19 protein-coding genes and 1 pseudogene are annotated in these 23,946 nt (G+C 69.1%); 5 read left to right on the plus strand and 15 right to left on the minus strand.

The window, feature by feature from the left end; translation table 11 throughout:
• Positions 1-23: 23 nt before the first annotated feature.
• Entirely contained in the window at positions 24-548 is a 525-nt protein-coding gene (locus AC3ITM_RS09675; protein WP_489269963.1) for a hypothetical protein, read from the minus strand.
• A gap of 47 nt (positions 549-595) precedes the next feature.
• The gene (locus AC3ITM_RS09680; RefSeq protein ID WP_489269964.1) at positions 596-2,182 is read right to left on the minus strand and encodes an SDR family NAD(P)-dependent oxidoreductase; all 1,587 of its coding nucleotides are present in this window, start codon (positions 2,180-2,182) and stop codon (positions 596-598) included.
• Positions 2,183-2,463: 281 nt separating this feature from the next.
• Between AC3ITM_RS09680 and AC3ITM_RS09685 the strand changes: the two genes are divergently transcribed.
• Positions 2,464-3,102, plus strand: coding sequence for a twin-arginine translocation signal domain-containing protein (locus tag AC3ITM_RS09685; protein ID WP_489269965.1), 639 nt, complete (start codon positions 2,464-2,466; stop codon positions 3,100-3,102).
• A 159-nt stretch (positions 3,103-3,261) separates the two neighbouring features.
• Here AC3ITM_RS09685 and AC3ITM_RS09690 read toward each other — a convergent pair whose 3' ends face one another.
• The 9 genes from AC3ITM_RS09690 to AC3ITM_RS09730 form a co-directional block, all read right to left on the minus strand.
• On the minus strand, positions 3,262-3,777 hold the full coding sequence (locus AC3ITM_RS09690) for a fimbrial protein (protein ID WP_489269966.1): 516 nt from the start codon (positions 3,775-3,777) through the stop codon (positions 3,262-3,264).
• 10 nt (positions 3,778-3,787) lie between these two features.
• Positions 3,788-4,282: a fimbrial protein gene (locus AC3ITM_RS09695; RefSeq protein WP_489269967.1), complete on the minus strand. Its 495-nt coding sequence runs from the start codon at positions 4,280-4,282 to the stop codon at positions 3,788-3,790.
• Positions 4,283-4,291: 9 nt separating this feature from the next.
• Positions 4,292-4,807 carry a fimbrial protein gene (locus tag AC3ITM_RS09700; protein WP_489269968.1) on the minus strand — a complete coding sequence of 172 codons (516 nt, stop codon included), beginning with the start codon at positions 4,805-4,807 and terminating at the stop codon, positions 4,292-4,294.
• The gene (locus AC3ITM_RS09705; protein WP_489269969.1) at positions 4,804-5,892 is read right to left on the minus strand and encodes a fimbrial protein; all 1,089 of its coding nucleotides are present in this window, start codon (positions 5,890-5,892) and stop codon (positions 4,804-4,806) included. The genes AC3ITM_RS09700 and AC3ITM_RS09705 overlap by 4 nt, the downstream gene beginning before the upstream one ends.
• Positions 5,889-8,564, minus strand: coding sequence for a fimbria/pilus outer membrane usher protein (locus AC3ITM_RS09710; protein WP_489269970.1), 2,676 nt, complete (start codon positions 8,562-8,564; stop codon positions 5,889-5,891). Before AC3ITM_RS09710 ends, AC3ITM_RS09705 begins: the two co-directional genes overlap by 4 nt.
• Before the next feature lie 71 nt (positions 8,565-8,635).
• Positions 8,636-9,385 carry a fimbrial biogenesis chaperone gene (locus AC3ITM_RS09715; RefSeq protein ID WP_489269971.1) on the minus strand — a complete coding sequence of 250 codons (750 nt, stop codon included), beginning with the start codon at positions 9,383-9,385 and terminating at the stop codon, positions 8,636-8,638.
• 68 nt (positions 9,386-9,453) lie between these two features.
• Positions 9,454-10,023, minus strand: a complete 570-nt coding sequence (locus AC3ITM_RS09720; protein WP_489269972.1) for a fimbrial protein — start codon at positions 10,021-10,023, stop codon at positions 9,454-9,456.
• Positions 10,024-10,190: 167 nt separating this feature from the next.
• On the minus strand, positions 10,191-10,382 hold the full coding sequence (locus tag AC3ITM_RS09725; RefSeq protein ID WP_489269973.1) for a hypothetical protein: 192 nt from the start codon (positions 10,380-10,382) through the stop codon (positions 10,191-10,193).
• Between the two features lie 130 nt (positions 10,383-10,512).
• Positions 10,513-11,196, minus strand: a complete 684-nt coding sequence (locus tag AC3ITM_RS09730; protein WP_489269974.1) for a response regulator — start codon at positions 11,194-11,196, stop codon at positions 10,513-10,515.
• Between the two features lie 137 nt (positions 11,197-11,333).
• On the opposite strand from AC3ITM_RS09730, the gene AC3ITM_RS09735 reads away from it, so the two are divergent.
• Positions 11,334-11,990 carry a response regulator gene (locus AC3ITM_RS09735; RefSeq protein ID WP_489269975.1) on the plus strand — a complete coding sequence of 219 codons (657 nt, stop codon included), beginning with the start codon at positions 11,334-11,336 and terminating at the stop codon, positions 11,988-11,990.
• Positions 11,991-11,995: 5 nt separating this feature from the next.
• On the opposite strand, the gene AC3ITM_RS09740 is transcribed toward AC3ITM_RS09735, so the two are convergent.
• The 4 genes from AC3ITM_RS09740 to AC3ITM_RS09755 all read right to left on the minus strand — a co-directional run bounded on the left by AC3ITM_RS09740 (position 11,996) and on the right by AC3ITM_RS09755 (position 19,785).
• Complete coding sequence (locus AC3ITM_RS09740) at positions 11,996-13,399, minus strand: DUF389 domain-containing protein (protein ID WP_489269976.1); 1,404 nt, start codon at positions 13,397-13,399, stop codon at positions 11,996-11,998.
• Positions 13,396-13,584 carry a hypothetical protein gene (locus AC3ITM_RS09745; RefSeq protein ID WP_489269977.1) on the minus strand — a complete coding sequence of 63 codons (189 nt, stop codon included), beginning with the start codon at positions 13,582-13,584 and terminating at the stop codon, positions 13,396-13,398. The genes AC3ITM_RS09740 and AC3ITM_RS09745 overlap by 4 nt, the downstream gene beginning before the upstream one ends.
• Before the next feature lie 100 nt (positions 13,585-13,684).
• On the minus strand, positions 13,685-17,017 hold the full coding sequence (locus AC3ITM_RS09750) for a hybrid sensor histidine kinase/response regulator (protein ID WP_489269978.1): 3,333 nt from the start codon (positions 17,015-17,017) through the stop codon (positions 13,685-13,687).
• Between the two features lie 89 nt (positions 17,018-17,106).
• Positions 17,107-19,785 carry an ATP-binding protein gene (locus AC3ITM_RS09755; protein WP_489269979.1) on the minus strand — a complete coding sequence of 893 codons (2,679 nt, stop codon included), beginning with the start codon at positions 19,783-19,785 and terminating at the stop codon, positions 17,107-17,109.
• Positions 19,786-20,113: 328 nt separating this feature from the next.
• On the opposite strand from AC3ITM_RS09755, the gene AC3ITM_RS09760 reads away from it, so the two are divergent.
• From AC3ITM_RS09760 to AC3ITM_RS09770, 3 genes and pseudogenes are all read left to right on the plus strand, one after another.
• Positions 20,114-20,239 carry a hypothetical protein gene (locus AC3ITM_RS09760; protein ID WP_489269980.1) on the plus strand — a complete coding sequence of 42 codons (126 nt, stop codon included), beginning with the start codon at positions 20,114-20,116 and terminating at the stop codon, positions 20,237-20,239.
• A 186-nt stretch (positions 20,240-20,425) separates the two neighbouring features.
• Positions 20,426-20,548 (plus strand): annotated as a pseudogene (locus AC3ITM_RS09765) (ESPR domain-containing protein); the annotation flags it as partial.
• 21 nt (positions 20,549-20,569) lie between these two features.
• Complete coding sequence (locus AC3ITM_RS09770; protein ID WP_489270073.1) at positions 20,570-23,734, plus strand: YadA family autotransporter adhesin; 3,165 nt, start codon at positions 20,570-20,572, stop codon at positions 23,732-23,734.
• Positions 23,735-23,946: the final 212 nt, after the last annotated feature.

The following is a 23,946-nucleotide window of genomic DNA, read 5'->3' on the forward strand; positions in this document are numbered from 1 at the left end:
CTGGTAAAGCGACCTGCCTGCCGTTACAGGATGTCGCCGTACGAGCAGCCCACGATCACCCAGCCCGGCGAATAGCTCAGGTCCACCAGCACGCGGGCGTTGCGGTTGTCCGGCAGCGCCTTGCGGAAATCCATGCCCTTCCAACCGTAAGTGGCTTCCATCGCGGCCTGGTCCGGGCGCGGCGACATGCCGCCGATGCGATCGACGATCGCCTTGCCGCGGGTCAGTTCCTGGCCCTGCGGCACCTGCAGGGCCAGGTGCATTTCGGTGGTGCTGGACATGTTGACCAGCGTGGAGGTCTCGCCCCAGGCGGTGACCGGCGCATCGCTCTTCCACAGGCTCAGGGCCGAATCGCCGCCGGCATCGCCATGGGCGAAGTCGGTCACTTCTTCGGCGTTGATCGCCTCTACAAAGCCGGCGACTTCGGCGGCGGTGAGCTTGCATTCCAGCAGGCGCGACAAGGTGGCTGCGGTGCTGCCCTGGGCCTGGGCAACGGCCGGGGCGAGGAGGGCGAGGAGGGCGCAGGTGGCGAGGGATCGTGCGGACATGGTGTCTCGGAGGGTTTGAGCGAAAGGGAATGGTGCGTGGCGCGCGCTTACCAATCGGTAGGCGCGTAATCTTTCAGGAACTGGCCCCAGACGTGTTCGCCGCTGTTGAAGCCGTGGATGATCGGGTCGACGATGCGCGCGGCGCCGTCGACGATGTCCAGCGGCGGATGGAAGCGTTCTTCCTGCACCTTCTTGGCGGCGATGTCGGCCGGATCTTCATCGGTGACCCAGCCGGTGTCCACGCTGTTCATGTGGATGCCGTCGTTCTGGTAGTCGGCCGCCGAGGTGCGCGTCATCATGTTCAGCGCGGCCTTGGCCATGTTGGTGTGCGGGTGGCGGGTGGTCTTGAAGTTGCGGTAGAACTGCCCCTCCATCGCCGACACGTTGACGATGTGCTTGTCGCGCTCGGGCGTGCGCAGCATCAGCGGCTTCAGGCGCGCGTTGATGATGAATGGTGCGATGGCGTTGACCAGCTGGGTTTCCAGCAGTTCCACCGAGGGCACTTCGGCCATCAGCAGGCGCCAGGAATTGCGCCCGCGCAGGTCCACCTGCTGCAGGTCCTGGTCCAGCCGGCCATCGGGGAACAGGTGCTGCTGGCCGACCAGTTCGTCATCCAGCAGCGGCACCTGCGACAGTTCGGCGGCGCGGGTCAAGCCATCGGCGCCGTTGAGGCCGCGGCCCTGTACCGCCGGCAGCGCGGCGGCCGAACCGGCCTGCAGCAGTTCGGGGCTGCGCAGGCCTTCGTAATGGCCCACCAGCTTGCGCACGGTTTCGGGCAGTTCGTGCAGGGCGGCGGTTTCGCCGGCCATCATGTGCGCGTAGAACTGCGGCGGGCGGCGCACGGTCTGGCAGGCGTTGTTGATGATGAAGTCCAGCCGCGGGCGGGTGGCCAGCAGCTCGCTGCAGAACGCTTCCACGCTGGGCGTGTGGCGCAGGTCCAGGCCGTAGACCTGCAGGCGGTGGCCCCACTCGGCGAAGTCCGGCTCTTCGGCATAACGCGCGGCCGAGTCGCGCGGGAAGCGCGTGGTCACGATCAGCTCGGCGCCGGCGCGCAGCAGCTTGAGCCCGGCCTGGTAGCCGATCTTGACCCGGCCGCCGGTGAGCAGCGCAACGCGGCCACGCAGATCGGCCGTTTCGGTGCGCTTGTGGAAGTTCAGTTCGGCGCAGGCCGGGCACATCTGGTCGTAGAAATGGTGCAGCTGGGTGAACTTCTGCTTGCACACATAGCAGTGGCGCAGCTCCGGGGAGTGCACCGGCTCCGGCGCGGCGGCGGCATTCTCGCCGTTGTGGGCGTCATGCAGGCCGGCCGCATGCGGCGGGAAATAGTTCGGGGTGCTGAACACCGGCTTGCGGCGCAGGGCGCGGATGCCGGTCTGTTCCAGCAATGCCTCGGCCTTGCGCACCTTTTCCTGGTGGGCGGCCTTGGCCTGCTGCTTGAGCTTCTGCCGGCGCGCCTTGGGTTCGGGGTGGTAGACCTTGGCCACCACCTGGTGCAGCCGCACGCGGTCGGCCTCGGGCAGCGCGTCGAGCACGCTGCGGTCGGCCTCGATCACCTCCAGCAGGTCCAGCGCGGCGCGCAGGCGGTCGGTCAGGGGCAGGTCGTCGTCGGCAGGCGGTGGGGCGATGGTGTTCAATTCGGATCCGGGGAAAGCAGCAGGAAGGCAGGACGTGCAGGAAAGCTGGCCGCGTCGATGCTGGGCCACGCGGGACGGGCCAGGGTCGCCGGGCGGCGGCTATTGTCCTCGATCCGGGGGGGCGGGCGCCAATGGCGCGCCGGTGGAGATGAACGAAACCGGCCGCAGCGGCCGCAGCGGCCGCTGCCGGGTGCTTTCCGGGGAGCGGGCAGGCTTGAGAAGTCCGGCCCGGTTGGTATTCTCTGGCCCTGATCACGGACGATACGATCCAGGGGTGGCGCATGTTGTCCAGGCGGGGGTTTCTTCAGGGATTGGGCGCGGCAGCGGCGTCGCTGGCGCTGAGACCCTTGCACGGGGTGTCCACCGAGGGCGATATCTACCGCAATGCCCGGATCGGCCTGGCGGTGGAAAGGCCGGCCGGCTGGAGTTTCAGTTCGATTGCCGATTTCGCCAACCTGCGCGCGCAGGCGTTGTTGCTGGACGAGTTTCCCGATGCGCTGCATGCGCTGAAGGACCCGACCAATCTGCCGGTATTCCTGTTTGAAAACAGCGCACACCGGCAGGGGCATTTCGCACCGGCGATTACCCTGTATGACGAACCATTGCGCGGCGGCACGCCCCGCGATCAGCTGAAGGCGCACGCCAATATGGTCGGCTGGCTGGGGCGGTCCTACCAGCAGTGCCGCATCCTGGAGGCACCGGTAAAGGTGTCGGTATCCGGTGCCGATGCCACCCGCTGCCGCTGGACCTACCGGCACCAGCTCGAATCCGGGGAAAGCGCCGCGCTGTATGTGCAGAGCGTGCTGGTGTTCCGGCTGCCGCAGGTGCATACCTATTACTTGGTCGACCGCTACCCCGACCGGCATACCGGCGACCCTGTGTGGGACCGGTTCATCGCCTCGATCGCGTACCGCAGCTGAGCGATGCCGGTGCCCTGCTGATGCTGCACATCACCGGTGGAGTGCTCCCAGCCATCAGCGACGAACACGCTGAAGCGGTCGCTGATCCGTGCCTTCAGCTCTGCGCTGAACACTACCCCGCTGGCCGCCGCCGCCATCACCAGGCGTTGCCAGCAGTGCCTACTCGTAGCGCAGGGTGACCACGGCGGTGGCCGCTACGCTGCCCACGCCGGCGGCCGGCGCGCCCAGCCGCCAATAACCGGCGCGCAGGCGCAGCCGCGCCCGTTGGCCGGTCACGGTGGCCACGCGCTCGCTGTCGGAGCCATCGGCGGCGATGATCCGGCCATCCTCCGATTCCAGTACCACGGCCACGCCGGTGGCGTCGCCGACGTTGCGCAGCAGGGTCGGCGCGCCCGGCGCCGGGCTGCCGCTGAAGCCGAACACGGCCTTGCGCACGGCGGCGGCGCAGTCCTGCAGATTCAGCTCGAAGCTGACATAGCCACTGCCACGGGCGACCGGCAGCATGCTGGCCCCGACCGGATTCAGCACTACCTGGCGGTCGGCATCGCCCATCGACCAGTCGCAGGTGCCGATCATGACCTCACCGCTTACGTTGAAATCGGTGCCATGCGCAGCAGCGGCCGCCGTCAACAGGCCGACCAATGCCATCGCGCGGGAAGGGAGGGGGACCGGCATCGCCATGGGCTCAGTTGTAGGACAGAGTGATGGTCACCGGCGCGCTGAACCGGCCGGCGGCCACGGTGGCAGCGGTCTGGGCCATGCGTGCACGCAGCAGGTAGGTGCCTGCGGCGGTGGTATAGGACAGGGTCGTGCCGGCCGGCACGATCGGGGTATTGGGGGCGATGCCCTGTTGCAGTTCGACCCCGACCCCGGTCAGGCCGCGGAAATAGGCGGCCCTGCTGGCATCGGCCACGCCGGTGATGCGCATGGCGATCTTGGTGATCAACGGGTCGCAGCGGGTGACCTGGACCGGCACGTTCACCCAGGCGCCGTTGAAGGCGCCGGTGAACTGGGTGGCAACGTAGCTGCCGAGGTCGACGTCGTTGACGGTGAACTGGCACACGCCCGGCAGCACTTCACCGGTGAGGTTGAAGGTCACCGACTGTGCCTGGGCGGGGCTGGCCAGACTGGCGGCGGCAAACACGATGGCGGCGCACAGGCCGTGGCGGATCGGGTGCATGGTGGTTCCTCAGTTGTAGGTGAACTGCAGGGTGATGGGGGTGCTGACCTGGCCGGCGCTGACGCTGGCACGGGTCTGCACGAAGCGGGCCTGCAGGTCGTAGATGGCAGTACCGGTACCGCCGGCCCAGCCCAGCGAGGTGTTGTTGGGTACCAGCCGCTGGCTGCTCAGGTTGGACAGCTCGATGGCGATCCCCGACAGCGCGCCGCCGGCGGTACGCGCGGCGAAGTACTGGCTGTTGTCGGTGCTGGCCACGCCGTTGGCGCGGAAATGCACCACGGTGATGTCCGGGGTGCAGCCGCTGCGGGTGATCCGCACCCGCCGCCAGGCGGTGACCGAGCTACCCGTAAAACTGGCGGCCTGGTAACGGCCCAGGTCGGCGTTTTCCACCGCGAAGGCGCAGGTGCCCGGCTGGAAACGCCCGGTGAAGCGCAGGGTCAGGTCGGCGGCATGGCTGCTGCCGGCGCACAGCAGGCCGCCGAGCAGGGCCAGCAGGGCGCCGCGCCGGCGCAACGCCGCGTTCATTGGTACACCAGGGTGATGGTGGCCGCGCCGTTGGCCTGGCCGGAGGTGGGGGTGGTGCCGGTCTGGTAGTAACGCGCCTTCAGCGACAGGGTATAGCTGGACCCATCGGTCTGGTTCAACGGCAGCCCGCTGTTGCGCGGCGTGCCGAAGCCGACCGGGGCCAGCGCGGCGGTGCCGATCTGGATGCCGATGCCGGTGGCGGTCTGGTTGACGCCGTCGGGCTGCAGCGCCATCACCGACTGGGCGGCATTGACGATGCTGGTGACCGGATCGACCCGGTACTGCACGGCGTTGGCCACGCCGCTCTGGCTGGCCTGGCCGCGGTCGTTGTAGCTGCCGGTGAGGCTGCGCGCGAAGAAGGCCGGACAGTTGTTCAGACGCACCGGCACATCGACCCATTGGGTGCCGGTGCCGATGCCGCCCAGTTCGGTCATCTGGTGGGTGCCCAGCGCGACCGGCACGTCCGGCGTGCTGCAGGTGCGCGAGACGATGTTGAGCTGACCGGTGAACTGCGCCGTCAGCAAATCCAGGCGGTTGTCGCCCTGCACGTTGAACCACGGCGACGGCAGGCTGCTGCCCTGGATGCTGCCGGCGCCGACGTTGGCGGCGATCTTGAACAGCACCAGGATGTACTGGGTATCGGCATACAGGGAGATGCGCGGAATCCCCGGGGTGGCGCTGTAGTCCAGCCGGTTCTGCACCGGCAGCGCGACCGTGCCCGGGCCGATCAGTACCGCCGCACCGATCCCGGCGACGGCGGTGGTGTAGATGCGTGCGCCGTAGGTGGGGTGGGTATAGGACGACAACGGGTAGGGCGTGGCGCTGTAGGTGCGGTTGTAGTCGTACACAGCGCGGTCGCAGGTCACGGTGAAGTCGCTGGTGGTGGAGAAAGTGCGGCGATAGATTTCCGCGCCCACCGGCACGTCGCGGCCCACGGTGATGTTGCCGGTGATCGGCACGCTGAAGCGCAACGGGGACGGGAATTCGGGCAGGTAGCTGCAGCGGCCTGCCTGCGCGGGCGCGGCCCACAGCACGGCAAGCAGCGCCAGCAGCACGGCAACAGCGACGCGCGGTGAACTGTTCATGGCGTTTGGATATCCGGGAGGGGCGCGTTGGCGCTGGAAGACGGGGCCTGCACCGGCGCGCTGGCAGCCACCGGCAGCGGCGTCTGTTCGCAGGTGGCGCGCAGGGCGTGATAACCGTTCGGCGGCGTCGCTTCCTTGCGCAGGGTGACCTGGACCTGGCAGCGGTCCTGCAGGCCTTCGCCCCAGCGCACGCTGACCGGGCCGGACCGGGTCAAGCCGTTGAGCAGCAGGCGGCTGCCCTGGCCGGCCACGCCGACCACGCGTTCCTGCGCATCCAGGATGTCCGCGCCAAACGGGACCGGGCTGCCATCTGCCAGGAAGGCCTCCAGGATCATCGCCCGGCCTGCGCTGCTGTCGTAGTCCAGCCTGACCACCGCGCCGGCGCGCGGCACCACGCGGCGGTTGGTTTCCTTGAAGGTCACGCCCATGCTGGCGCCACGCGGGTCCAGGGTGATGTCGTTGAGCTGGTAGGGAATCAGATAGGGCACCACCGCATAGCCGCGCGCATCGACCCGGGTGCCGTTGCCGTTTTCCACCCGCGCACCGGCAGCGCCGGGTGCATGCACCAGGGCGATGGTGTCGCCCAGTGGCGGGGACAGGGTCAACCCGCCGGCATGCAGCACCATGCCGCCGGACATGCCGGCGCCGACCTGGCTGTAGTTCGGGCCGCGGCTGGCATTGGCGGTGTACTGGCCGTAGGGGTTGCTGTACTGGCCGTTGGCATCCACCGTGGTGCCGGTACTGGCGCGCGATAGGCCTGCGCCCCAGTTGAATTTTTCTTCGTGGCCGGCGCTGCCGCTCACCGCCACGCGGGCGTTGCTGCCGCCCTGCTGCGAACGGTTGAACAGGGCCGACATCGCCGGTGCGGCCGGCGCGCGCCCCAGCGGCATGCTCAGGGTGAAATACAGGCGGGTATCGCTGCGCTCGGTGCGCGGCGCCGACAGGCGCGGATCGCTGCCGCCGGCCATGCCATCGGCCATGCCGTTGGCCTGCCACGGCAGCAGGCTGTCGCGGGTGCGTTGCACCGACAGCCCGTAGCTCAGCGTACGCCACTGGTTGCTGTAGCCGGCGGTGAAGTCCAGCTGGCGCCCCGCGCCATTCCAGAAATCGCGCTGGGACCCCATCAGGTACAGCTGCCCGGCGCGTTCGCCGAGCACCTGGTTGACGGTGACGTCCATCCGGTTGCGCTGGCGCGACACGATGTCGCTGCCGGTGCCGCGCGCCTGCGCATCGCGCATCAGCGCCAGGTCGGGCAGGCTGACATAGCCGCTGGTGGAATAGCGGTAGGCGGCCATCGCCAGATCGGTGCCACTGGCGGCAAAATTCTTGTTGTAGCTCAGCCGCATGCTGGCGCCATGGCGGTCGGCGTCGCCGGCGATGCGGGTGCTGGCCCGGGTGATGTCCAGAGCGTAGGCACCGCTGGCGGTGTTGAGCGCGGTGCCGAGCAACGCGGCACGATAGCCGTCGGCGCCGATCGCCCCGGCATAGCCGGTCAGCGCATTGGTCAGCCCGCGCTGATAGGTACCCTGCAACAGGGCCGGCTGGGCCAGGCGGTCGCGCTCGGCCAGCCGGCCGGCGCTGACGCTCCAGCGGCTCTGGCCGGGGCGCAGCAGCTGGGTTACCGCCGAGAACGCGACGCTGAAACGCTTGACCCGCCCATCGGCCTCGGTGACTTCCACGTCCAGGTCGCCGCCGTAGCCGGTGGGGTAGAGGTCGTCGATCGCGAACGGACCGGGCGCCACCGTCACCTCGTGGATCAGCACACCGCGCTGGCGGATGCTCACCTTGGCGTTGGTATCGGCGATGCCGCGCACCACCGGCGCAAAGCCGCGCAGCGACTGCGGCAGCATCCGGTCATCGCTGGCCAGGCGCATGCCGCGCAGGCGCACGCTGTCGAACAGTTCCCCGGCGGTATAGGTATCGCCCAGGGTCAACTGCGCCTGCCAGCGGGGGATGTCGCGCTGCAGGTAGTTGGACGCGCTGCGGTAACCGCTCTGACCAGTGTTGCTCCAGGCCAGCGCGCCCTGGTGGCGGGCCTGCCAGCCGCCCAGGTGCAGCGAGGCGTTCAGGCCCAGGTAGCCGCTGAGCCGGCCACCGCCGACGCCGCCGCTGCGGTAGATGTTGCTGGAATAGCCCAGCACGGCCGCCGGCACGCCGGCATCCCACTGCGACGGATCGACCTGGCCGCGGGCCTGGCGCATGGTGTAGATCTGCGGCACCGACAGGCGCAACACCTGGTTGGGCACATCGAAGACGGCCGTCGCTCCGGGGATGTAGTCGCCCAGGGATCCGCAGAATGCGCCGTCCGGCACCGGCTTGCGTGGCGCGTTGGCCGGATCGGCGTGCAACTGCCCCAGGTCCACGCCGTAGCCGCGCAGCGCATCCGGACTGAAGCAGGGCACCGAGTCGTCCCGCGCCGGATCGTCGACATAGACGATGTCGGTGCGTGCGCGCCACTGCTGGTTGAGTACCACATCGCCGCGGTAGGTGCCCGGTGGCACATAGCCGCTGCGCCCGAACCGGGCCAGGTCCACCGCCGCGGCGCTGTCGCGCGGAAAGAAGTCCGCATCGAAGCTGACATTGCCACTGGCGCCGGCGGTGCCGGCGGCGGCAGGCAGCGCCGATGCACCGGCACGGGCCGACAGCGCCAGGGCGATCAGCATCGGCAGCATCGCCGCACGTGGCAGGCAGGCAGGGGGGAGGATGGGCAGTCGCATCGGGGCGGGGCGTGGCGGCGTGACGCTCAGGGCGTCAGCGCACGTTCCTTCAGGCCGATGGCGCCGAAATCGTTGATCACGGCAAACTCGGCGGCGAGCGCGCCAGCCGGGCGCTGGGCGACATCCTTCAACACGAACAGCGTCGTGGCGCCGGGCGCGACCATACCGCCGCCCTGGTCACCAACGCTGCCGCTGGCGGTCTTCAGGCTGACCTGGGCGAAATTGACGTGGTAGGCGCTGGGGTTGCGCACCTGCAGGGCCAAACCCTTGCGGTCCGGCGCATCCACCAGCGACCAGGACAGGCCATCGACCGCGGTGGCAACATCGCCACGCAGGCCGGCCGGCCGGAACAGCAGTTTGATCCGGGTACGGAACGCGAACTGCAGTACGTTGCGTTCGCCGCTGTTGTCCGCCTTGGGCGGCACTTCCAGCACGTTGACCCAGAACAGGGATTCCTTGTCGGCAGGCAGGGCCTCGCCGGTATACATCAGGCGCACGGCCTGGCTGGTCTGGCCATCCATGCGGAACATCGGTGGGGCCACGGTGAACGGGGCCTTGGCGGTATCGGGCGAGGAACGCTCATCGCCATCGTCCACCCACACCTGGAGCAGCGCGGGCGTCTTGCTCTCATTGTTGAGCTTGAGGGTGACTTCCTGGTCCTGCGCCGGGTACACCACGCGGGTGCCACCGATCACGACGCTGGCCCGGGCGGGGGCGGCGAGCAGGCATGCAAGCGACAACACGGCGGCCAGGCCGCAGCGGATCATCTGGTTCATGGGTTGCTCCGGTAAAGTGCGCCGGTCGGTCGGGGGGACCGACCGGCGCCAACAGACCCCGGGGGAGGTCAGTTGTAGGAAACGGCGTAGACCACGCTGGTATCGACCAGGCCCGGGGTTGCCGCGCCGGTGGCCAGGTACTGGCTCTGCAGATCGATGGTGGCGGTGTTGCCGGCGATCGCCGGGCTGTTCACGCCATTGGCCGGGTCGGCCAGGTCGATCGGGGTGCCGGCGTCGTCGAGCACCTGCACCTGGGTGTTGGTGGCTTCGCCGACCAGGGCGTTGGTCAATGCGCCGGTGGCAGGATCAACGCGCGGGCTGGAGGTCAGGAAGGACAGACGGGCGACCTTGCCATTGACGCAGGAGCCCTGGCCCGGGCCACCGATGATGACCTGGAACGGCTTCTTGCCGGCCACGGCGGCGGCGGCGGGAAGCTGCGAGGCGCGGACCGGGTCCAGCGCAACGACGAAGTTGCCAGTGCCGCCATCGGTGCCGGCGCCGCCGCTGATGGTGCAGGTTTCGTCGGTCACCGCGCCGGTGAAACGAATGGTGCCGCCGGAGTCGGCAGCGCTGGCGATGCTGGCGACGGACATGCCCAGCACGACGGCCAGGGCGGAGGCGAGCTTGATGTGGTTCATTGCGATCACTTCTTCTTCAGGAGTAGGGAGTCCGCCGGCAATCCACGTCGAGATGGGACTGTATGCGGCCTGGCCGGAGGTTGCCCGGCGCAGTGAATCGTAGGCAGCGGTCGGCGGCCGACCTATCGGACTGGGCGGATTTAGCGACCACCGATACGTGCCCGCACCTACCGGGCCTTCATGCGCGGTGCATCGGCCTCCCCGCCATGCATCAGCCACGCGCGGCGCAGGCGGTCGCGCTGGCGCGGGGAGGCGAACAAGTAGGCATTGACGGCTTCGAGGAAGGCATCCTGCTGGTGCTTGTCCAGCAGGATGAACGCCAGCAGCAGCTGGATGCGTTCGTGGTCCGATGATTTCACGGTGCGACACCTTGCAGATACCCATTCCGCTGGATACGGAACGCTCCCGACCAGACTAGGTACCCGCGCAGCGCTGACCATCGGACAGGGCCCGGTTTTTGCACGGGCTTGCTGAAACTGTGATGGCCGGTCAGCTGTCGTCGTCGCCGGCGTTGTGGCGCGAGACCTGCGAAGCCTGTACCAGGCCGCTGCTGATCGCATAGCGGAAGATGTCGCCATCGCGGGCCAGGCCCAGCTTGCGCATGGCCGCCATCTTCTGCGTGCTGATGGTCTTGCGGCTGCGTCCGATCCGCTCGCCGATCTCGGCCACCGACAAGCCTTCGGCGAACATCCGCAACACTTCGCTCTCGCGCTTGCTCAGTTGCCCCTGCGTCGGTGCCAGCGCATCGACAGGATGCCGGGCTAGCAGCTGTTCGATGGCGGGCGACAGGAACGCCTGCCCACCCATCGCACAGCGGATGGCGTGCTCCAGGTGCAGGTGCGGGTCGGACTTGCTCACCACCACCTGCACGCCCACCTCCAGAATGCTGCGCAGCACCCAGGGGTTTTCCACCCCGGTCAGCACCAGCCGGCTTACCTGCGGAAAGCGCCGCGCCAAAAAGCGCAGCAAGGCGATGCCATCGCCATAACGGCCCTGCGGCATCGAGAAATCGGCCACCACCACGTCCACCGGCTGCTGGCCCAGCAGCTCGACCATGCCGGTGGAGTCGGCAGCCAGCCCGACGATCTGGATATCGGCCACCGGGCCCAGCATGTGCTCCATGCCGGCCAGCAGTACCGGGTGGTCATCGGCGATCACGACGCGAATATTCAAGGCGATGGTTCCTTGGACGGGGAGTAGGGGAAGGCCGGGGCCGACCACCGCGAACGATCCGCATGCACGGCTATGATACGCTGGCCCGAGCCGGTTGCCGGGTGTACGGCACTGCCCGTTCCTGCCCGGAGAATCGCATGAATACCGCCCCTTTCAGGGTTGCTGTGGCAGATGACCACCCCATGGTGCGGCTGGGCATCGAGAGCAGCCTGGACGGTTACCCGATGTTCCAGGTGATCGGCGCGGTCGCCGATTCCACCGAACTGGTGGCGCTGCTCGATGCGCAGCCCTGCGAGGTGCTGATCACCGACTTTGCGATGCCCGGGGGCGCCCATGGCGACGGGCTGCAATTGCTGGATGTGCTGCATGCGCGCTACCCGGAGCTGCTGGTGGTGGTGATGACCGGCATCGACCAGCCGGTGATGATCCAGGCCATCCTGGCCCGTGGCGTGGCCGGCCTGGTCAGCAAGGCCGACGATGTGGCGCACGTGGCCCATGCGGTCACCGCCGCGCACGCGCACCGCCGCTATCTGTCGCCCACCATCGCCGCGCTGTCGCCGGCGGTGCCCGGCCAGCGGCGCACGTTGCGGCTGTCCCCGCGCGAACAGGAAGTGCTGCAACTGTACGTGGATGGCCTGTCGATCACCGCCATCGCCGAGCGGCTGCAGTTGCGCAAGCAGACGGTGAGCACGCAGAAGGTCAGCGGCATGGCCAAGCTGGGCATCGAACGCGACGCGGACCTGTTCAAGTACGCCGCCGAACTGGGCCTTGTGGCCCGCGACGGCCCCGCCTAGGCCGCTCAGGGCGAGGCGGTGCCCAAGGCCGCTGCGGCGGCCGGCTCCGACGGCGCGACCGCCGGCAGTGGGTCGGGCAGGCCGACCACCTCCACCTTCCAGCCGGGAATGCCGGCGTTGAGCCGATCGCGCAACGCGGCGACCGCATCGCCGGCCGGCTGCGCCTGGTTGTCCACCGGTTCTTCCGGCGGCGTGCTGCCGGGCAGCTGCGGTGGCAGGGTTACCACGATGCGTTTTTGCATACCATCGAGCATCACCTCGGCGGGGATATCGCCCAGCAGGGCATGCACGCGCTCAACGGCCAGGCTGTCCAGCTCGCTGCGCAACTGCCGGGTCTGCGCCGACAGCGCATTGACGCTCAGTCGCAACCCATCCAGGTCGGCGCGGTCGCGGCGGCCGTTGTCATTGGCTTCCAGGGTCTGCCGCACGCGCACCGTCGGCGGGGCCGGCAACCGCATCGCCAGGCGCGCGGCCAGGTCGTTCTGTGCAGTGCTGATGTACGCCGGCACCATCGCCACCAGGTCCACCGCGTAGCCCTGGCCGGTGCGCACCACGCTGATCTGCTCGATCGAGGCGTTGCGCGCGTGCAGGTATTTCGTGACCACCGCGCGGGCCTGGTTGGCCGTCCAGGTCTGCTCGCCGATATCGCGCAGCGCCAGCCCCAGCGGCAGTGCCAACAGGACGAAGGTCGAGGCGATCACCCCCGCCTGCCACGCGGTGTGGCGCGGCGAATTTTCCATGCCGAAGCCGTACCACTTGGCGATGAGCGTCACGCTCAGGGCGATCGCCAGCAGGTTGGTCATGAACAGGAAGAACGCGCCGCCGGCGATGCCCAGGTCGCCGGTGGCCAGCCCGAAGGCGACCACTGCCAGCGGCGGCATCAGGGCGGTGGCGATGGCCACCCCGACGATTGCCTCGCCCTTGCGGGTGATCACCGCATAGCCGCCGGCCAGGCCGGACAGCAGCGCCACCAGCAGGTCGAATAGGGTGGGCTGGGTGCGCGCCAGGATCTCGCTGGTGGCTTCACGCAGCGGCGACAGCCAGACGATGCACATGGCCGTGCCCAGCGCCAGCACCACTCCGGCCAGCAAGGCCAGCAGCGCCCGGCCCATCATCCGGAAGTCGACCACGCACAGCGAAAAGCCCAGCTGCACGATCGGGCCCATCAGGGGCGAGATCAGCATCGCACCGATCACCACCGCCGCCGATGACTGCAACAGGCCGAGGATGGCGATGCCGCAGGACATCACCGCCATGAACGCATAGCGCGGGCTCAGGCCGCCGCCATCGCTGACGTTGGCGATCACCGCATCGTGATCGACCGGGGCCAGCAGGCGCGCGCGCCATCGGCGCCACAGGCCGTGGGCCGATGCCAGCAGCGTGGCGCGGGAGGAGGGCAGGGCGCTCATCGACCGGCCCCCGGGCGCGCGTGCGGCAGCGCGGCGGCCGGGCACCGGTGCAGGCGCATGAAGTACCACAGCAGGGTCAGCGCATCGAACAGATCGCGGCGGCCTGCCAGCAACTGGCGACCGCGCATGACATTCCAGCAGCCGTAACCGGTGCGGATCAGAAAGTGTTGGGAGGTATCAGGCATGGGGCGCTCCTGCGGACGACATCGACCGTGCGCCGCATCATCGGCCAAGCCGCTGCATCACCCCATCGGACCTGGCCTATTTGGCCCCGTCCGGCTGCGTTCAGTCCAGCCGCGCCGCATACGCATCCAGCACCCCGGCCAGGTCATCGGCCAAGGCCTGCAGCGGCGCCTGCAGCGTCTGCACCGCGGTATCGGCCAGGTCCTGCTCGAACGCCCCGCAGCGTTGTGCCAGCGCCTGCTCGCCCAGCATCTGCAGCGCGCCCTTGAACGCATGCAGGCGATCGATCGCACGTTGCGTATCGCCGGCGTCCAATGCCTGTTGCAGTTGGCCCAGGTCATCCCGCCCGCTGTCCACGAACAGGCGCAGCACGCGGGGCGGGAACTGTCGGGCAGGCACCGGCGATACGGCCGGTTCGATGGGTTCGGCGGCGGGCGCGGCAGCCGGGGCGTGGCCGAGGTGGCGGGTCAGCATGCGGTCCAGTGCGGCCAGGCTCATCGGCTTGAGCAGCAGGTCGGTGATGCCGGCGGCGCGGCATCGCTCGCGTTCGCTGGACAGCGCGGTGGCGGTGATGGCCAGGATCGCCCGCTGTTCGCCGCGCCCTCGCAATGCCTGGGCCAGCTCATAGCCGTTCATCACCGGCATGTTGATATCGGTCAGTACCGCAGCGTAGTACCCCGGTTGCCAGCGTTGCAGGCCGAGCTGGCCGTTGTCGGCGGTATCGACCAGGAAACCGAGTTCCTCCAGCTGCTGCTGGATCAGTTCGCGGTTGACCGGGTTGTCTTCCACCAGCAGCACGCGCCCGCGCTGGCCCATCGTCGCCAGCGGCGGCGCCGATGACGACGATGGGGACGGTACCTGGACCAGGATCGCATCGACCAGGGCACTGCTGGAATAGCAGGACACCTGCAGCTGCCCGTCCACCTGGCGCGCCACCAACGGCCCGGCGCTGTGGGCGCGCACCACCCGCGTATGTGCTTCCACCAACCGTTGCTCTTCTTCTTCGCTCCACGCGCGCCGTTCGCCGACGATCACCAGCACCGCATCGTGGCCGTCCATGCTGCGCGGGCGATCCAGCACGGCCAGTGCCGCACCCAGCCCACCGAACAGGGTGTCGAATTCGGCGCGCCATTCCGCGGCAGCCGACAACAGGGTGATCGACACGCCCTGCAGCGGTGTCGCCGCAGTCGCTGCATCGGCGGCCGGCGCGGCCGGCACATCCAGGGTGAACAGGCTGCCCACCCCGGGCGTACTGTCGGCCTGCAGGCCTCCGCCGAGCAGCTGGGCCAACTGCTGGCACAGCGCCAGGCCCAGGCCGGTGCCGCCGTAACGCCGCGAGATGCTGGCGTCGGCCTGCGAGAACGGCTGGAACAGGTGTTCCATCTGCGCGGCGGTCATGCCGATGCCGCTGTCCACCACCTGGAAGCGCAACATCGGCGCAGCGTCGGTACTGTCCGGTGCCGGCAATACCCGCAGCAGCACCCGGCCGTCATCGGTGAACTTGATGGCGTTGCTCAGCAGGTTGTTGAGGATCTGGCCGATCCGGTGCGCATCGGCCACGTAGCTGGCGGCCAGGCCCGGATCGACCGCATGGAACAGCTTCAGCCCCTTCTGCTGCGCTGCCGGGGCGTACAGCAGGGCGGACTGCTCGATCAATGCGCGCAGGCCGAACGGCACCGGGTCGATATCCAGTTGCCCGACTTCGATCTTGGAGAAGTCCAGCACGTCGCTGATGGTAGCCATCAGTGCATCGGCCGACAGCCGGATGCGGTCCAGGTGTTCGTGCTGGGCCGCCTCCAGGCGCGAACGCGACAGCAACTCCAGGTGGCCGAGCACGCCATTGAGCGGCGTGCGGATTTCGTGGCTCATGGTGGCAACGAAGGCGCTCTTGGCACGGCTGGCCGATTCGGCGGCCAGGCGCGCCCGTTCGGCATCCTCGCGGGCGGCATCCAGCTTTTCCTGCAGTTCCATCTGCGCGGTGACATCGCGCAGCGCGCACACCCAGACCGGCTGGTCCTGGTAGGAAGCAGCGGCCATCACCACCTGCAGCTGGCGGGCACTGCCATCGTCGCTGTCCAGGGTCCAGTGGAATTCCTGTGGCGCCGCGTCGGCCTGGCGATGCACGTGGGCGGCCAGTCCGGCATACAGCGGGCGCAGCGCCGGTGCATGGGCGGCGATGGCGTGGGCCACCTCGTTCTCTGCCAGCGGCGTGCCGTCGCTCGGATCGAGCAGGCACAGGCCCACCGGCGTGGCCTCGATGATGGTGCGGCTCAACGCCTCGCTCTCATACACCCGCGAGGCATCGGCAAGCGCGGGCGCGAACACGCGGCGATCCAGCAGCAGCAACAACCCCCACAGGATGCCCAGGATCAGCAACGTCGCGCCGGCACGCAGCAACAGATCGTCGCGCTGGTCGGCCAGCAGGCCCGACCAGCGGTAGAAGTGCACCAGCGTCCAGTCCACGCCGCGGATCGGGCCGGCGATCATGAACAGACCTTGCTGATGCAGGGCCAGCGGCGCGTCCTGCGGCAGCGGCAGCGTCAGCCCGCGCAGGGCCGCCTCGGCGTCGGCGGGTACCGCGCCGCTGGCCAGTACCCGTTGGCCGCCATTGGTGACCACCAGGAAAGCGCCTGGGCTGGCTGCGGCCAGCCGCGCCTGGACCTGGTCCAGGCGTTCGAAGTTCACATGCCGGAAGTAGACCTCATCGTGCGCGGCCAGGGTCAGCATGCCGACCAGCGCGGGGCGCTGGGTCATCGGGTTCTGCCCCATGAAGGACACCATCCGGCCCTGTCCGTAGGCGCTCTGCAGCGGCCCGGCAGCCGGATGGACACCGGCCAGCCGTTCTTCATTGGCGGTCAGGCGCTCGAAGGCCTGCGCGCGGGTGCCCACCTTGAGCGCCTGCAGCAGTTCGACTTCGTCGCGTACCCCGGTGACCGCCAGCAGCCGCCGCGAGGGATCGTAGACGTACATCCAGAACGTGGGCCCGGCCTGCAGCGCGGTGATGCTCACCGCTGCGTAGGAGGAGTACTCCTGGACCAGGCCCATGTAGGCAGCCAGTTCCGCGGCCGGCATCTGCCCGGTATCGCGGCCCAGCACCAGCCATGGCACGGCGGTCTTGCCCGGGGCGCGCACCACCAGCTGCTCGCCGGCGGCGGCGAAGGCCTGGCGCAGCGGCTCGCCGTTGCGTTCCAGCCCCCCCCGCTGGGAGCCCCATAACGCGTCGTTGGCGTTGATCGCACTGGCATAGGCACGGTCGCGCTGGCTCAGATGCAGGTCCAGCGCCTCGCGCGCATGCAGATACTGCTGGCGCTGTCCGCTGTGGAATTCGCGGATGCCCAGCAGGACGCTGATCGCGGCGGTAGACAGGATCAGCACGGTCACCAGCAGGCCGCCGCCAAACAGCAATCGGCGCTGGTGGCGGCGGAGCAGGGACAATCGTTCAACCGGGCGGGAGGGCGCGCTCATCGGCCGATGGTGCGCCAACCGGCGCAAAGTTGCCATCCGCCGCGGCGCCGGCGAGGGCGTCATGGCAGCACGTAGCTGTCGATCGCCGCCGTCCTGGGCAGGCTGCACAGCAGTTGCAGCAGGGCATCGCTGGCGTAGCAGGAAACACACCAGTCGGTGGTCTGTCGTTGTGCGCTCAACGGCCCATCGGTGCGTACCCGCACCAGCGGGGCCTGCGAACGCGATGCCAACGGCAGGTCCAGCGCATTGGCCGAGCGCTCGAACACCAGCACCGCATCGGGCGCCACCGCGTCGGTGGGCGCTTCGTCCAGATCCGCGCACACCGTCACCTGTGCGCCCCAGCCCTCCAGCCGGCGTACCAGTTCGGCACGCCAGTTGGCCGAGCGCGAGACCAGGCCCAGCCGCATGCCCTGCAGCGGATACGCCGCCGCTGGCGCCGCCAGCCGTTGTACCGGCACCTCCACGCGAAATACGCTGCCCACCCCGGGCGTGCTGTCCACGGCGATGCTGCCGCCCATCCGTTCCACCAGTTGGTGGCACAACCACAAGCCAAGGCCACTGCCGCCAAAGCGGGAGCGGATCGAGGCATCGGCCTGCACATAGGGTTCGAACAGGCGCACGCATTGCGCCGCGCTCAATCCGATCCCGGAGTCGGCCACTTCCAGGCACAGAAGGGTGCGCCCCTCATGCTCGCGCATGCCGGCGCGCAGCACGATGCGCCCGGACAAGGTGAACTTGACCGCGTTGCTGACCAGGTTGCGCACCACCTGTTCGATCCTTGCCTGGGCGCCGCGGTAGGGCATGCCGGTGCATTCGGCCAGCGCCACGTCCAGGTCCACGCTGCGCTCCAGGGCAAGCGGCGCATACAGCATCGCCACCCGTTCCAGCAGCTGTGCCGGCTCGAACGGTGCATCGTCTATCCCCAGCTCGCCCGACTCGATGCTGGACAGTTCCAGCACGTCGCTGATGGTGGCCAGCAGGGCGTCGGCCGATTGGGTCACCCGCGACAGCCGCTCCTGCTGGGCGTCGTCCAGCGACGAACGTGCCAGCAGCTCCAGGTGGCCAAGAATGCCGTGCAACGGCGTACGCAGCTCGTGGCTGATGGTGGCCACGAACATGGTCTTGGCCTGGCTGGCGGTCTCGGCTTCGATGCGGGCGCGATCCTGGCGCTCTTCCAGCTGGATCCGTTCGGTCAGATCGCGCAGCGCGCACAGCAGCACCGGACGATCCTGGTAGGTGGCGCGTGCAGCGCCCACCAGTAGTTGCCGGGCGGTGCCGCCGCGCGGGTCGGGCACCGCCATCTGGTACTCGCGCCCCACGCCGGCAGCGCGCGCGGAGGCGAAGCCGTTGACCAGGTTCTGGTACAGCGATTCGCCCACCGAATCGGCGCCGGCCGCATAGTTGCCGACCAGCTCGTTCTGCAGCACCGGGCGGTTGCGTTCGATATCGATCAGGCACAGACCGACCGGCGACATTCCGATCAGGGCGCGGTTGACGTCCTCGCTCTGGTAGACATGCACCGCGCGCGCCATCAGCGGGGCCAGCACGCGGCGGTCCAGGCGCAGCAGCAGCACCCACACACCGGCCACCAGGCCCATGCCCAGCAGCACGGTGGCGGCCAGTGTCGGGCCACCATCGCGCACGATGTCCTGCCACCGGTACACATCCACCAGCGACCAGTCGGTGTCGTGCACCAGGTCGGCGATGTAGTAGCGCCCGTGCTGGCTGTGCCGGGTCAGTGCGGCGCGCTCGGGCGTCCACAGGCCGCTGGCGTGCAGTGCCGCCAGCGGCACCGGGCGTGGGCCATGGCCGGCGCCCAGCAGCACCCGGCCGTTGGGCGCCAGCACCATCAGATGGTCATCGCCGCTGCGCTTGAGCAGGTCGGCGAACCGGGCCAGCGGCTCGAAGGCGACGAAGGTGCCTATCGCCCTGTCGCCATCCAGCACCGACAGCGCAGAGACCAGGCTGGGTTGGCCGGTGACCGGATGCAGGGCGACCCCGCGCCGCACCCGCGCGTCCTGGCGGGTCGGGTGCAGGCCGGCGATGGTGTGGCCCGAATGGGTCGGTGGCGCCAGCCGTCCGTAGGCCAGCAACTGCTTGAACAGGGCGCTGCGGTTGTCCACCTGCAGGGATCGGTCCAGTTGGGTTTCGGTCAGGCCCTGGTTGAGTACCAGCAACCGACCGCTGGCGTCATGGAAGAACGCCGGCTGTGCGGCGGCCTGCTGCGGATCGGTACTGGACACGCTGAGGATGATCGACAGCGCGGTGGCGAAGCGTAGATAGTGCCGCAGGCGCGCCTGGGTCCAGTTCGACGTGCCCTGGCCCAGTACCATCTGCGGCACGCTGTCGGCGCCGGCGTTGGCCAGGTCGCGCTGGTCGTGCTGCAGGAACGCGGCCACCGGGTCGGCACTGTCGAAACCGCTGGTCCAGGCCTCCGGCGGATGCCGCCAGGCATACTCGGCCATGTTCTGCAGGCGCACCAGGTCGACATCGCGTTGCGCCAAGGCCGTATTCAATGCCGCGGCGGCGCGCCGGAACGCGGCCTTGCGCTCGGCATGGTAGCCATCCACGTGCACGGCGACGGCCGCCAGCATGCCCAGCACGATGACCAGGGTGAGCAGACTGCCGCCGGCGAACAGCAGGCGTCGATGGTGGCGGTGCAATGCCACCACGTCCCGATGGACGCCATCGCCTGCGGCGACCGGCGCGCCGAAACGGCGTCGTAGTGCTTCAAACATGGGGGCTTCCAATAATGTGCAGGGCAGGGCGCCTGCGTGCGGCGACAAGGAGCGCGCCGGTCCATCGATGGGCGCGTGCGCGGCGGCATGGGCAACCCCTGGAGGCGACCGACGGGGTTGGTCATGGTGGCGGTTGCCCTCCCGCAACGGCGCGTCCGAATGCGCCCGGAGGTTGCGGTGGAGAATGGCGAGCTGGCCGTATGCGTCCCATAGGACCCGGCTGAAAAAGCCACGGCGCAGGCGCAGCCGAGCGTGCCATTCCACGGGTAAAACAGCCGCAGTGGAGCTGCGCACCCGCCCGCTGCGGAGCTCCGCAGGGAACGACTGAATGAAGATCGTCATCGACGATGGCGACGCAGGCGGCCTGGCCGGCCGCGGTGGCGTGCGCGGGTTTGGCCCCGCCACTGCCGGTAGCGGCGATCGTGGGGGGAGTGTCTACCTCGGACCGGTCTGATAACGGCCGATGGAGTGGCCTATGGCGTTGATTTTCGTGGCCGATTCAGTGCGGGCCCAGAGCCGAATTGGGCCTGGTCCGATTCGACGGCAGGTCCTGGACGCCTAGCATTTCCTCCGTAGAAACGGCTGCGGCCGGCTTCCGACTTGTTCGCTCAACCAGGCGCCTACGCCTACGGAGAAAATCATGAACTGCATTTATCGCATCGTCTGGAACGCAGCTCTCGGCAAATGGGTCGTCGCTTCGGAATTGGCTTCCGGTCGTCGCAAGCGCGCCTCGGGCACCGGTTTGGTCCGCGGGCTTGCCGTCGCCGGGTTGTTGGCGGTGTGCATGCCCGTTTGGGCTGGCGACACGGCCCCTGTGGACACCTGCGAGCGCAGCGACGGTAGCGCCGGCATCGTCGATTCGCACGGTGACTGCACCGCGCCTGACGATGTCGACGGCATTGCCGCCGCGACCGCGCAGGCGCCGCGCAGCATTGGCGTGCAGGCCACCGTCGATGACCAGTACGTCAAGGTCAACGGCACGGGCACGGCGGCCAGCGCCGCCGGCCAGGGCTCGATCGCGATCGGCAGCAATGCGCAGGCCATCGGCGATGCCGACGGCAACATGAGCAACGCCATCGCGGTAGGTACCAATGCCACCACGCAGGGCAACAACGCGGTGGCGATCGGTTACGGCGCCGCGGCCAACAGCCAGAACGCGCAGGGTGCGGCTGGTTCGGTGGCGGTGGGTGCAGGCGCCAATGCCGCTGGCTGGAATGGCGTGGCGGTCGGCTTCAACGCCGCAGCCAGCGGCTCTGGCGGTGTCGCCGTGGGCCGGGGCGCGCGTGGCAGCGCCGAGCAGGCCGTGGCGATGGGCGACAACGCATCGGTGTCCGCCAATGGCGGTATCGCGTTGGGTGGCTCAAGCCAGGCAACGGCCAATGGCGCCGTGGCCATCGGTCGCTCCTCTGTGGCCAACCGCGAGGACACCGTATCGGTGGGCAGCACGACATTGCGCCGTCAGGTGATCAACGTGGCCGCCGGCACCCAGGGTAACGACGCGGCCATCGTGCAGCAGCTGCGTGGTGCCGTGCAGGCCCTTGGCGGCGGGGCCGATGTGGCCGCCAACGGCAGCATCACCGCACCGACCTATACGCTGGCAGATGGCAGCACGCACACCACCGTGGAGGGTGCCCTGGTTGGCATCGACACCGGCTTGACCGCAACCACCACCACCGTCAACCAGCTCAGCACCGATATCGACAACGGCCGTATCGGCCTGGTCCAGCAGGCCCAGGCAGGGGCCGACCTGACCGTGGGTGCGGCTACCGACGGCCAGGCGATCGATTTCACCGGTACCGCCGGTGCGCGTCGCCTGGCCGGGGTCGCTGCGGCCACCGCCGCCGACGAAGCGGTGAACCTGGCCCAGCTCAAGGACACCGCGCAATCGGTTGCCGATGCCCTGGGCGGTGGAGCAGCGGTGGCGGCCGACGGTCGCATCACCGCACCCGCTTACGATATCGACGGCAATCGCTACAACAACGCCGGCGACGCATTGACCAACCTGGATGGACGCGTGGCCGACAACGGCAGTGACCTGGCCGACCTGCGCGACGCGCTGGACGACGCGGATCGCTACTTCAAGGCCGACGGCCAGGCGGCCGGCGATGACGCCCAGGCCAGCGGCAACCGCGCCGTCGCGGTGGGCAGCAGCGCCACGGCCACGGCGGCACAGGGCGTGGCGATCGGCTGGGGCGCCAATGCCGAGCGCGGTGATGGTGCTGTCGCCATCGGCGCCAACGCACGCGCGACTGGCACCAACTCCATCGCGCTGGGCAACGATGCCGTGGCCGATCGTGACAATGTGCTGTCGGTGGGTTGGGGCATGGGCGGCAATGGCACCCGCCAGGTCATCAACGTGGCCAACGGTACCGAGGCCACCGACGCGGTCAATGTGCAGCAGCTCCAGCCTGTTGTCGCCGGTCTCGGTGGCGGTGCCGCCCATGATGCCGCCAGCGGCATGGTGACCGGTCCGCGCTACCAGGTGCAGGGTAGCGAGCATGACAACGTCGGTGCGGCGCTGGACGCGCTGGATGGCACGTTGACCACCCTCGACACGCGAGTGACGCGCAACGAGGGCGACATCACCACCCTGCGCGAACAACTGGTCGAGCTCGGCAACGGCGATGCCGGCCTGGTGCGCCAGGCCGGTGCGGGTGCCGACATCACCGTGGCTGCCGCCACCGGCGGCAGCACGGTCGATTTCCGCGGCACCGCAGGCGAGCGTCAGCTCACCGGGGTGGCTGCAGGCACCGAAGACAGCGACGCTGTCAACGTGGGGCAGCTGACCAGCGCGGTCGACGACCTGCGCGCGGGCAGCAACCGCTACCTGCGTGCCGACGGCGCCAATGATGGCAGCGACGACGCCCGCGCCGACGGTCACCTCGCCGTCGCCGTCGGCGCATCGGCGCAGGCCGGCGGCGCCAGCAGCGTCGCGCTGGGCAATGGCGCCCAGGCCCTGGCCGACAACAGTGTCGCGTTGGGTGCCGGTGCCGTGGCCGACCGCGCCAACACGGTGTCGATCGGTGCGGCCGGCAGCGAGCGCCAACTTGCCCACGTGGCCGATGGCACCGAGGACACGGACGCGGTGAACCTGCGCCAGCTGCGTTCGGCAGGCCTGGTCGGCGACGATGGCGAACTGATGGATGCGGTCATCTACGATGCCGGCAGCGATCGCGGCACGGTCACCTTCAGTGGCGCCAACGGCACCGTGCTGGCCAACGTGGCCGACGGCCGCATCGCCACAGGTAGCCGTGAAGCGGTCAATGGCGGCCAGGTCGCCGCGCTGCGCGACCAGTTGCAGGGCCGCATCGGCGACCTCGATGACCGCGTCGGCGCATTGGAAAGCGGCGGTGGCGCGCCCGGCGGCAACCCGCCCTACTATGAGGCCAACCCGCAGCCGGGCGATGCGGACGGCGAGCAGCCGGCGCAGGCGATCGGGCAGGGTACGGTAGCGGCAGGTGCCGGTGCCGAGGCCATCGCCGACAACAGTGTCGCATTGGGTGCCGGCTCCATTGCCGACCGCCAGGACACGGTCTCGATCGGCCGTGAAGGCGCCGAACGCCAGCTGACCAACGTCGCAGCCGGCGAACGTGGGACCGATGCGGTCAACCTGGGGCAGCTGCAGCAGGGGGTCGCCGATGCCAAGGGCTATGCCGATGACCGGGTACAGGATGCATGGAGCGGGTTGGAACGACGCCTGGGCCACGTCAACCGCCAGGCCAACCGCGGCATCGCCGCTGCGGCCGCCCTGGCCCCGATGACGCCGTACCTGCCGGGCAAGACCACGATCAATGCCAACCTTGCCAATTACCGCAGCGAAACCGCGATGGGCGTGGGCGTGTCGCGCTGGTCCGACAACGGCCGGTTGAACATCAATGGTGGCGCGTCCATGGCACGGGGCGACAAGCCGATCCTGCGCATGGGCGTCGGCGTGGTCCTGGGCGACTGACCCTGAGCGGGCGCGGTTCGCCGCGCCCGCATAGGACCGGTCCCAATGTTGCCGTGAAAATTTGGCAACCCACTGAATTAAAAAGCATTCCAAGGGTGATGTCGCGACCGGTTTAGGCCCGGTCCGATTCGCTGGTCGCGTGCGGCTGCCTAGCATTCATCCCATGCCGGCACGTCGCGGCCCATCCACCCCACCGGCGCGTGCGCCAACGG

This window comes from Stenotrophomonas sp. KH_029 (assembly GCF_057839765.1).